9 protein-coding genes are annotated in these 9,971 nt (G+C 71.0%); 8 read left to right on the forward strand and 1 reads right to left on the reverse strand.

Translation table 11 applies throughout. From position 1 onward, the window contains the following. Nucleotides 1-128: 128 nt before the first annotated feature. From IEZ01_RS01110 to IEZ01_RS01120, 3 genes are all read left to right on the forward strand, one after another. The gene (locus IEZ01_RS01110) at nucleotides 129-1,103 is read left to right on the forward strand and encodes an SCO0930 family lipoprotein (protein WP_019890866.1); all 975 of its coding nucleotides are present in this window, start codon (nucleotides 129-131) and stop codon (nucleotides 1,101-1,103) included. Nucleotides 1,104-1,380: 277 nt separating this feature from the next. Then, nucleotides 1,381-2,193 carry an SAM-dependent methyltransferase gene (locus IEZ01_RS01115; protein WP_019890867.1) on the forward strand — a complete coding sequence of 271 codons (813 nt, stop codon included), beginning with the start codon at nucleotides 1,381-1,383 and terminating at the stop codon, nucleotides 2,191-2,193. After that, a complete protein-coding gene (locus IEZ01_RS01120; protein ID WP_019890868.1) occupies nucleotides 2,190-4,358 on the forward strand; it encodes a putative bifunctional diguanylate cyclase/phosphodiesterase in 2,169 nt (722 codons plus the stop codon). The genes IEZ01_RS01115 and IEZ01_RS01120 overlap by 4 nt, the downstream gene beginning before the upstream one ends. A gap of 12 nt (nucleotides 4,359-4,370) precedes the next feature. Here IEZ01_RS01120 and IEZ01_RS01125 read toward each other — a convergent pair whose 3' ends face one another. Beyond that, nucleotides 4,371-5,249, reverse strand: a complete 879-nt coding sequence (locus IEZ01_RS01125) for a LysR family transcriptional regulator (RefSeq protein WP_019890869.1) — start codon at nucleotides 5,247-5,249, stop codon at nucleotides 4,371-4,373. A gap of 95 nt (nucleotides 5,250-5,344) precedes the next feature. Between IEZ01_RS01125 and IEZ01_RS01130 the strand changes: the two genes are divergently transcribed. From IEZ01_RS01130 to IEZ01_RS34580, 5 genes are all read left to right on the forward strand, one after another. Continuing rightward, entirely contained in the window at nucleotides 5,345-6,064 is a 720-nt protein-coding gene (locus IEZ01_RS01130; RefSeq protein ID WP_078513457.1) for a succinate dehydrogenase, read from the forward strand. A 1-nt stretch (nucleotide 6,065) separates the two neighbouring features. Beyond that, a complete protein-coding gene (locus IEZ01_RS01135; RefSeq protein ID WP_189199339.1) occupies nucleotides 6,066-8,048 on the forward strand; it encodes a fumarate reductase/succinate dehydrogenase flavoprotein subunit in 1,983 nt (660 codons plus the stop codon). Beyond that, nucleotides 8,045-8,791 (forward strand): succinate dehydrogenase/fumarate reductase iron-sulfur subunit, encoded by a 747-nt coding sequence (locus tag IEZ01_RS01140; RefSeq protein WP_019890873.1) that lies wholly within the window; start codon nucleotides 8,045-8,047, stop codon nucleotides 8,789-8,791. Before IEZ01_RS01135 ends, IEZ01_RS01140 begins: the two co-directional genes overlap by 4 nt. Nucleotides 8,792-9,106: 315 nt before the next feature. Beyond that, nucleotides 9,107-9,499 carry an apotyrosinase chaperone MelC1 gene (gene melC1 / locus IEZ01_RS01145; RefSeq protein ID WP_019890875.1) on the forward strand — a complete coding sequence of 131 codons (393 nt, stop codon included), beginning with the start codon at nucleotides 9,107-9,109 and terminating at the stop codon, nucleotides 9,497-9,499. 18 nt (nucleotides 9,500-9,517) lie between these two features. Beyond that, nucleotides 9,518-9,971, forward strand: a 454-nt coding sequence (locus tag IEZ01_RS34580; protein WP_229832566.1) for a tyrosinase family protein, incomplete at its 3' end; no start/stop codon positions are given.

The raw sequence follows: 9,971 nt of genomic DNA on the forward strand, positions 1-9,971 counted from the left end.
CACATGTGTGTGGGGCGTCCGAAAATTTTTTCCGCGGCGTTGAACACGGCCGACACCACCGCCCGTACATAGGGCCATGAGCGGCACACGGAAGCGCCGCAACGGGACTCGACCCAACGGGAGATGACATGAACACCTGGCGCAACGCCTCGCTCGCGCTGACCGCCGCGGCCGTTCTCGCGCTGACGACGGCGTGTGGTCAGGACAACGGCAACAACCTCGGAGGACAGTCCGTCGGAGCGGCCAACCCCGCCGCCGCGGGATCGGAGAACGGCTACGGCTCCGACGGCGGTTACGGCTCCGGAGGCGCCGCGCAGGCCGCCAAGCCGGCCGGTCAGCTCGCCCTCTCGGACACCAAGAAACTCGGCAAGGTCGTCACCGACAGCGAGGGCTACACCCTCTACCGCTTCGACAAGGACAGCGCGAGCCCCCCGAAGACGACCTGCGAGGGCGAATGCGCCAAGGCCTGGCCGGTGGTGGCCGCCACCGACGTCAAGGCGGCCGCCGGAATGGACGCCTCCCTGCTCGGCGAGGTCACCCGCGCCGACGGCAGCAAGCAACTGACCCTGGCCGGCTGGCCGCTCTACCGCTTCGCCAAGGACACCAAGCCCGGTGACACCAACGGGCAGGGCGTGGGCGGCACCTGGTTCGCCGCAGCCCCCGACGGCAAGAAGGCCGCGGCCGGGGCGGACGCGGGGGCCGAGGAAGGCGCCGAGGACGAGGGAGCCCAGCGGACGGAGCTCGCCGGCCTCTCCGTCCGCAAGGACCCCAAGCTCGGTGACATCGTCGTCGACTCCAAGGGCATGACCGTCTACCGCTTCACCAAGGACTCCGCCTGGCCGATGAAGACCGCCTGCACCGGCGAGTGCCTTGAGAAGTGGCCCGTCGTCGCCCCCGTCGACAAGAACGACACCGAGGGCATCACGAAGAAGGGCTACGTCACCTTCTCCCGCCCCGACGGAGTCAAGCAGCAGACCATCGACTGCTGGCCGCTGTACACCTTCGCGGCCGACAAGAAGCCCGGTGACACCAACGGTCAGGGCGTGGGCGGCTCCTGGTACGCCGTCTCGCCCGACGGAAAGCTGGTCGGAGCGCCCAAGTAGATTCCCCCACCCCGCGACTCCGGCCTGAACCGGCCCGCCGTCCTGCCCCTCCCGGCCGACGGCGGGCCGGCTGTATGCCTTTCAGGGCCCGGTTCGCCAGGCGGCCGTGAGGCCCCGTCCTCACCGCACATGACAATGGCGTGTGACCAAGAACGGATCGCGAATTTCCGTTTCTGCTCGCCCTCCCGGCGGGCGATCAGTAGCCTCGGCTCGAACACCCGGCCACGCGCATGGCCGTACCGTCCGTACCGTCCGTGGCGACTTGTTGGAGACTTCGATGGAGCGTCCCGCCTGGGCCCCGCCGGGCATCGACCTTTCGGTGCCGAGCGTGTCCCGCATGTACGACTACTACCTGGGCGGTTCGCACAACTTCGAGGTCGACCGGGAAGCCGCCCGCAGGGCTATGGAGTTCATGCCGGGACTCCCCAAAATCATGCAGGCCAACCGCGCGTTCATGCGGCGCGCCGTCCGCCACGCCGTCGACGAGGGCATCACCCAGTTCCTCGACATCGGCTCCGGCATACCGACCTTCGGCAACGTCCACGAGGTCGCCCAGGCCGCCAGCCCCGACGCGCGCGTGGTGTACGTCGACCACGACCCGGTCGCCGTCGCCCACAGCCAGGCCGTCCTGGCCGGCAACGACCGGGCCACCGTCGTCGCCGCCGACCTGCGCAAGCCGCTGGACATCCTCACCGACCCCAAGACCACCGGGCTCCTCGACTTCGACCGGCCCGTGGCGCTGCTCCTCGTCGCCGTCCTGCACTTCCTGGAGGACGCGGACGAGCCCGGGCGCGCCGTCGCCGAACTGCGCGACGCCCTCGCCCCCGGCAGCCTGCTCATCCTCAGCCACGCCTCCTTCGAGGGCATCCCGCTGCCCGAGGAGCAGGCCGGCGGCACCGTCGGGGTCTACCGCTCCATCCGCAACCCTCTGGTGATGCGCTCACGCGCGGAGGTCACCGCGTTCTTCGACGGTTTCGACATCGTCGAGCCCGGCCTGGTGTCCATGCCGCACTGGCGGCCCGAGGGGCCGGCCGACCAGGAGGATCCGTATGCCTTCTCGGGCTTCGCAGGGGTGGGGCGCAAGGCGTGATGATGCCGGCTCAGGCGTCCAGGACCGCGGCGGAACCGGACGGCCTGGAGGACAGACTCAGACGGTTCGCGACGATCTGGAGCCGGGCGATCTTCCCCGTCACCGCGACGTCGCTGACCCGCCCCGAATTCGAAGAGCACCTCCTGCCGCTCGCCCGCTCGCTCCGCGACGCGCTGCACCGGCGGCCGTTCGACGCGGCGCCCGCGCAGCACGCGGGCGCCGCCCTGGTGGCCGCCCACTGCACCGACACCGACGCGCTCACGCGCACCCTCGGCGTCATCGAGTCCTACCTCGTGCTCTACTGCGGCGCCCACGGAGACACCCCGGCCGAGGAACTGCGGGCCCGCTGCGCCCGGCTCCAGCACGCGCTGGCCGGCGGGTTCGCCCAGGCCCTGCGCGAGCGCACGCTCGTCGAGCAGGAGGCCATCGCCCGCTCGGCGCTCGCGGCCCGCAGCGACGCCCAGGAGGCCCTGCACGCCACCGAGACGCGGTTCCGGGCCGTCTTCGAGGGCGCCGCCATCGGGATCGGGATCGCCGACCTCGACGGCAACGTGGTGGAGGTCAACGAGGCCCTCACCCGGATGTTCGGCGGCCTGGAGTCCAGTGTGCGCCGCCGCAACGTCAGCGAGTGGGTGCACCCCGAGGACGCGCCCCACGTGTGGAAGCTCTACGGCGAACTGGTCCGCGGCGAACGCGACCACTACCGCGTGGAGAAGCCGTACTACCGCGGCGACGGCACCGTCCTGTGGACCAACCTCACCGTCTCCCTGCTGCGCGACGCCGAAGGCCGCCCGCAGTACCAGCTGGCGCTGATGGAGGACACCACCGAACGCCGGCTGCTCAATCTGCGGCTGCGCTACGAGGCCACCCACGACGCGCTGACCGGACTGCCCAACCGGACCCTCTTCTTCGAGCGCCTGGACAAGGCCGTCTCCGCCACCGACGGCAGCCGCTTCGGCCTGTGCTACCTCGACCTCGACGGGTTCAAGGCCATCAACGACAGCCTCGGCCACTCCTCCGGCGACCGTCTCCTGGTCGAGGTCGCCGACCGGCTGCAGAGCGTCGCCACCCGCCCCGGCGAGATGGTCGCCCGGCTCGGCGGCGACGAGTTCGTCGCACTCACCACCGGCCCCGACACCCAGACCGAGGTCGCCGAACTCGCCCACCGCATCCTGGGCGCGCTCGCCACCCCCGTCCGGCTCGACGGCCGCGAGCTCACCGTGCGCGGCAGCGTCGGCGTGGTCGAGGGCCCGGCCGGTGAACGTACCTCGGCGGAGGTGCTGCGCAGCGCCGACATCACGATGTACCGGGCCAAGTCGGCCGGCGGCAACCGCTACGAGTACGCCGACCCGGAGGCCGACGCCCGCGCGATCACCCGGCACGGGCTCACCACCGCGCTGCCCGCCGCCCTGGAGCGCGGCGAGTTCTTCATCGAGTACCAGCCGCTGGTGCACCTGGGCGACGGCAGCGTCCACGGCGCTGAGGCGCTGGTGCGCTGGTGCCATCCGCAGCACGGCGTGCTCGGCCCCGACCGGTTCATCCCGCTCGCCGAACACACCGGCCTGATCGTGCCGTTGGGCCGCTGGGTGCTCCAGGAGGCCGTACGGCAGGCCCGCTATTGGCAGACCCGGCACGCCGACGGCGGACCGCTGCGCATCAACGTCAACCTCTCCCCGACCCAGCTGCACCACCCCGGCCTGGTCGCCGACACCGTCGACGTCCTGGAGCGCTCCGGCCTCGAACCGGGCGCGCTGTGCCTGGAGGTCACCGAGTCGGCGCTGATCGGCGCCGACGAGGACCTCCTCAAACCGCTGCGGCAGCTCGCCGACATGGGTGTGGACATAGCGCTCGACGACTTCGGCACCGGCTACTCGAACCTGGCGAACCTGCGCCGGCTGCCCGTGAGCGTCCTGAAACTGGACCGCTCCTTCACCCAGGGCATGCAGCGGCACCCGGCGGACCCGGTCGATCTGAAGATCGTCGAGGGGATCGTGTCGCTGGCGCACAGCCTGGAGCTGGCGGTGACCGTGGAGGGCGTGGAGACCGGCGCCCAGGCGGAGCAGCTGCGCGAGCTGGGCTGCGACACGGCCCAGGGCTGGTACTACGCACGCCCCGGCGCCCCGGACCGTATCCACTCACTTGTCATGGCGGACGCCGTGCAGTAGTCCCGTACGGGGTCAGGTGGAGTGCAGCAGCATGCGCTGGAGCTCCCGGGCGGCCCGCGGCGGCGCCACGTCGCTGCGGTGGGCCAGCGCGATGGTCCGGCGCAGCCCCGGCCGGGCGAGGGCGGTGACGCGCAGGTCGCGTCCCGCCCGCGCCGCGACCATCGCGGGGACCACGGCCACCCCGAGCCCGGCCCGTACGAAGCCGAGCACGGCGTCCATCTCGCCGCCCTCCACCGTGAACGACGGCTCGAACCCCTCGGCCCGGCACGCCGCCACGGTCAGCTCGCGCAGGTCGTAGCCGTGCCGGAACATCACCAGCGGCTGGTCGCGCAGATCGGAGATCCGCACCGGCCGCCCCGGCGCGGGCCCGGCCGCCGAGGAGACCACCACCAGATCCTCACGCAGCAGCTCCACCGTGGTCAGCGCGGGTGACGGCGTCGGCAGCGGCAGCACCACCAGCGCCAGGTCGAGCGCCCCGCGCGCCAGCTCCCGTACGAGGTCGTGCGAGCCGCCCTCCTCGATCAGCAGCCGGATCCCCGGATGGAGATCGTGGAAGGCGCGCAGCACATCGGGCAGCAGCCCGGTGCACAGACTGGGGGTCGCGCCCAGCCGGACCCGGCCGCGCCGCAGCTGGGCCAGCTCCTGGACCTCATGGCGGGCTGTGTCGGCGTCCGCGAGGATCCGCCGGGCCAGCGGCAGCAGCGCCTCGCCCGCCTCGGTGAGCGCGATGTTGCCCCGCGCCCGGCTGAACAGCTCGGCGCCGAGCTCCTGCTCCAGCGCCCTGATCTGCTGCGACAGGGACGGCTGGGAGACGTGCACCTGCTCGGCGGCCCGGGTGAAGTGCCGGGTCTCGGCCACCGCGACGAAGTACAGAAGTTGCTGGAACTGCATCCGCCCAGCCTAGCCGCCTCCATAGCCTGTGCCTATCGACATGAGCCGGACCATGTCTTGGACCACTCGGCACCTGCGGCCCTAGCGTCTTGTGCATGGCTCTGGCAACGCGGACGGCTCGGCGCCCCGACCGACAACCGTCCCCCACACGCGGCTTCTGGGGATCGACCGTCGGCAAGAAGACGGTCATGGCCGTCAGCGGTCTGATCATGCTCGGCTATCTGGTCGCCCATGTGATGGGCAATCTGAAGGTCTTCTTCGGGCCAGGCGAGTTCAACGCCTACGGGCACTGGCTGCGCACCATGGGCGACCCCGTCCTGCACTACTCCTGGGCGCTGTGGCTCGTACGGATCGTGCTGCTCGCGGCCGTCGCCGCGCACGCCGTCAGCGCGTACCAGCTCAGCCGCCGGGACATCAAGGCCCGCCCCACCGCCTACGTCCACCGCCGCAGGGGCGCGAGCTACGCCACCCGCACCATGCGCTGGGGCGGGATCATCCTCGCCCTCTTCATCGTCTGGCACATCCTCGACCTGACCACCGGCACCGTCCACACCGGCGGATTCGAGGAGGGCAAGCCCTACCAGAACGTCGTCGACACCTTCTCCACGTGGTACGGCAACGTCATCTACATCGTCGCGATGCTCGCCGTGGGCCTGCACGTCCGGCACGGCTTCTGGAGCGCCGCCCAGACCCTCGGCGTGGGCAGCGCCCGGCGCGACCGGGCCCTGAAGCTGATCGCCAACGGCCTGGCGCTGGTGCTGACCGTGGGCTTCATCTCCGTACCCGTCGCCGTCATGACCGGAGTCGTGAGCTGACATGAGCTATTTCGCGTACACGACCGGTGAGCCGGTCAAGGACACCAAGGCCCCCGACGGCCCGGTCGCCGAGCGCTGGGACCGGCGCCGGTTCGAGGCCAAGCTGGTCAACCCGGCCAACCGCCGCAAGCACACCGTGATCGTCGTCGGCACGGGTCTTGCCGGCGGCTCGGCCGGCGCCACGCTCGCCGAACAGGGCTACCGCGTCGTCCAGTTCTGCTACCAGGACTCGCCGCGCCGCGCCCACTCCATCGCCGCGCAGGGCGGTATCAACGCGGCGAAGAACTACCGCAACGACGGCGACTCGGTGCACCGCCTCTTCTACGACACGGTCAAGGGCGGCGACTTCCGGGCCCGGGAGTCCAACGTCCACCGGCTCGCCCAGATCTCCGTGGAGATCATCGACCAGTGCGTCGCCCAGGGCGTGCCCTTCGCCCGTGAGTACGGCGGCTTGCTCGACACCCGCTCCTTCGGCGGCGTGCAGGTCTCCCGTACGTTCTACGCCCGCGGCCAGACGGGTCAGCAGCTGCTGCTCGGCGCGTACCAGGCGCTGTCCCGGCAGATCGCCGCCGGGAATGTGGAGATGCACCCGCGCACCGAGATGCTCGACCTGATCGTCGTCGACGGGCGGGCCCGGGGCATCGTCGCCCGTGACCTGATCACCGGCCGGATCTCCACCCACTTCGCGGACGCGGTCGTGCTCGCCACCGGCGGCTACGGCAACGTCTTCTACCTCTCGACCAACGCGATGAACTCCAACGCGACCGCCGTCTGGCGGGCGCACCGGCGCGGCGCGTACTTCGCCAACCCCTGCTTCACCCAGATCCACCCCACCTGCATCCCGCGCACCGGCGACCACCAGTCCAAGCTGACGCTGATGAGCGAGTCGCTGCGCAACGACGGCCGGATCTGGGTGCCCAAGGCGAAGGGCGACCGGCGTCCCGCGGCCGAGATCCCCGAGGACGAGCGCGACTACTACCTGGAGCGCATCTACCCCTCCTTCGGCAACCTCGTCCCCCGCGACATCGCCTCGCGGGCCGCGAAGAACGTCTGCGACGAGGGGCGCGGGGTCGGACCCGGCGGCCAAGGCGTCTACCTCGACTTCGCCGACGCCATCCGGCGGATGGGCCGCAGGGCCGTCGAGGAGAAGTACGGCAACCTCTTCGACATGTACGCCCGGATCACCGCCGAGGACCCGTACGAGACCCCGATGCGGATCTACCCGGCCGTGCACTACACGATGGGCGGACTCTGGGTCGACTACGACCTCCAGACCACTGTGCCGGGCCTGTTCGCGATCGGTGAGGCCAACTTCTCCGACCACGGAGCCAACCGGCTGGGCGCCTCGGCCCTGATGCAGGGCCTCGCCGACGGCTACTTCGTCCTGCCGTCCACCATCAACGACTACCTCGCCCGCCACCCCTCCAGCGAGCCGCTCGACGACACGCACCCGGTGGTCGCCGAGGCGCTCGCCGAGACCGAGGACCGCATCAGTCTGCTGCTCGCCGTCGACGGCGACCGCACCCCCGACTCCTTCCACCGTGAACTGGGCGAGCTGATGTGGGAGTTCTGCGGCATGGCCCGCAGCGAGGAGGGACTGCGCAAGGCCCTGGAGCGGATCCCGCAGATCCGCGAGGAGTTCTGGCGGCGCATCAAGGTGCCGGGCACCGGCGAGGAGTTCAACCAGTCGCTGGAGAAGGCGAACCGGATCGTCGACTACCTGGAGCTCGCCGAGCTCATGTGCCTGGACGCGCTTCACCGCTCGGAGTCCTGCGGCGGCCACTTCCGCGAGGAGTCCCAGACCGCCGACGGTGAGGCGGCCCGCAAGGACGAGGAGTTCTCCTACGTCGCCGCCTGGGAATTCCGGGGGGCCGGGGGCCGTACCCAGGGAGAACACGGCACCGGGACCGGCGACGCACCCGTCCTGCACAAGGAAGACCTCGTCTTCGATTACGTCCACCCCACCCAGCGGAGCTACGCATGAAGCTCAACCTGCGCGTCTGGCGCCAGAAGAACGCCGACGCCCCCGGCGACATGGCCACCTACGAGGTGGACGGCATCTCCTCCGACATGTCGTTCCTGGAGATGCTCGACACGCTCAACGAGGAGCTCATCCTCCGCGGTGAGGACCCCGTCGCCTTCGACCACGACTGCCGCGAGGGCATCTGCGGCGCGTGCAGCCTCGTCATCAACGGCGACGCGCACGGCCCCGAGCGCACCACCACCTGCCAGCTCCACATGCGCTCCTTCCAGGACGGCGACACCATCGACGTCGAGCCCTGGCGCGCCGCGGCCTTCCCCGTCGTCAAGGACCTCGTGGTGGACCGCAGCGCCTTCGACCGGATCATCCAGGCCGGCGGCTACATCAGCGCCCCGACCGGCTCGGCGCCCGAGGCGCACGCCACGCCCGTACCCAAGGCCGACGCCGACTTCGCCTTCGAGCACGCCGAGTGCATCGGCTGCGGCGCGTGCGTGGCGGCCTGCCCCAACGGCTCGGCGATGCTCTTCACCTCGGCGAAGATCAACCACCTCAATGTGCTGCCGCAGGGCGCCCCGGAGCGCGAGACACGGGTCCTCGACATGGTCGCCACCATGGACGAGGAGGGTTTCGGCGGCTGCACCCTGACCGGCGAGTGCGCCACCGCCTGCCCCAAGGGCATCCCGCTGCCGTCGATCGCGGCGATGAACAAGGAGTGGCTGCGGGCCACCCGCAAGTCCCGCCGCTGACCCCGCCGCGGCGCCTGTTTCCGGACAGGTTCCCGGCGTGACCCGGACCACGTCCGGCGCCCCGGAGCGGTAAATCCTTCACGAGACCGTCACATTCTCCGCAAGGTTTTCGCTCCGGGGCGTGCGGCGGGGCGCCGACAGCAAGATCAACTCCGTTCAACTCTGCACTACGTATGGGGACATGTCCGCATCGCGGCCAACCACTCCCCGGAGATTTCCGCAGCTCACCGCGGGCCAGGTAGGTATGGCTCCGCCGGGGGACATGACCAGCCCCCGGCACGACCACAACCACCGTGTTTCTCTGGGGGGTTCTCCATGTCCACCATCACCCGTCGTCAGGCGCTCGGCGTCGCCGCGGTGGCCGCCGCGGGCATCGCCGCCGCGGCGCCGGCCGCCGCACGCGCCGTGCGCACACCCGACGCCGCCCCGGCCGCGGCGGCCGCCGGACCGGCCGCCTTCGACGAGGTCTTCGAGGGGCGCCGCATCAAGGGGGGGCCGTCGCACGGCGGCGCCCACCACGGGGGGCACCACGGCGGCGGCTACGCCGTCCACATCGACGGCGAGGAACTGCACGTCATGCGGAACGCCGACGGCACCTGGATCAGCGTGATCAACCACTACGAGCCGCTCGCCACGCCGCGCGCCGTGGCCCGTGCCGCCGTACGTGAACTCAAGGGCGCCCCGCTCGTCCCCCTCACCCTCGTCTGATCCGGAGCCCTCCGCACCATGACCGTACGCAAGAACCAGGCCCTGCTCACCGCCGCCGAGAAGAAGCGTTTCGTCGACGCCGTTCTCGAGCTGAAGCGCAACGGCCAGTACGACACCTTCGTCACCACGCACAACGCCTTCATCATGGGGGACACCGACACCGGTGACCGGGTCGGCCACCGCTCGCCCTCCTTCCTGCCCTGGCACCGCAGGTTCCTCATACAGTTCGAACAGGCCCTCCAGGCCGTCGACCCGGCCGTCGCCCTGCCCTACTGGGACTGGACCGCCGACCGCACCGCCCGCTCCTCCCTGTGGGCGCCCGACTTCCTCGGCGGTACCGGCCGCACCCGCGACGGACAGGTCATGGACGGCCCCTTCGCCCGCTCCGCCAACCGCTGGGCCGTCACCGTCCGCGTGGACGGCCGTGACTTCCTCCGCCGCGACCTCGGCGCCGGCGGCCGCCAGCTGCCCA

The sequence above is a fragment of the Streptomyces purpureus genome, assembly GCF_014648195.1.
In the GTDB taxonomy this organism is placed as follows: domain Bacteria; phylum Actinomycetota; class Actinomycetes; order Streptomycetales; family Streptomycetaceae; genus Streptomyces; species Streptomyces purpureus.

Excerpts from the sequence above, each read along its gene's own strand:
- IEZ01_RS01130 (WP_078513457.1), top strand. The coding sequence starts at position 5,345 with ATGGCTCTGGCAACGCGGACGGCTCGGCGCCCCGACCGACAACCGTCC.
- IEZ01_RS01125 (WP_019890869.1), bottom strand. The coding sequence starts at position 5,249 with ATGCAGTTCCAGCAACTTCTGTACTTCGTCGCGGTGGCCGAGACCCGG.
- IEZ01_RS01115 (WP_019890867.1), top strand. The coding sequence starts at position 1,381 with ATGGAGCGTCCCGCCTGGGCCCCGCCGGGCATCGACCTTTCGGTGCCG.
- IEZ01_RS01135 (WP_189199339.1), top strand. The coding sequence starts at position 6,066 with ATGAGCTATTTCGCGTACACGACCGGTGAGCCGGTCAAGGACACCAAG.
- IEZ01_RS01140 (WP_019890873.1), top strand. The coding sequence starts at position 8,045 with ATGAAGCTCAACCTGCGCGTCTGGCGCCAGAAGAACGCCGACGCCCCC.
- IEZ01_RS01110 (WP_019890866.1), top strand. The coding sequence starts at position 129 with ATGAACACCTGGCGCAACGCCTCGCTCGCGCTGACCGCCGCGGCCGTT.
- melC1 (WP_019890875.1), top strand. The coding sequence starts at position 9,107 with ATGTCCACCATCACCCGTCGTCAGGCGCTCGGCGTCGCCGCGGTGGCC.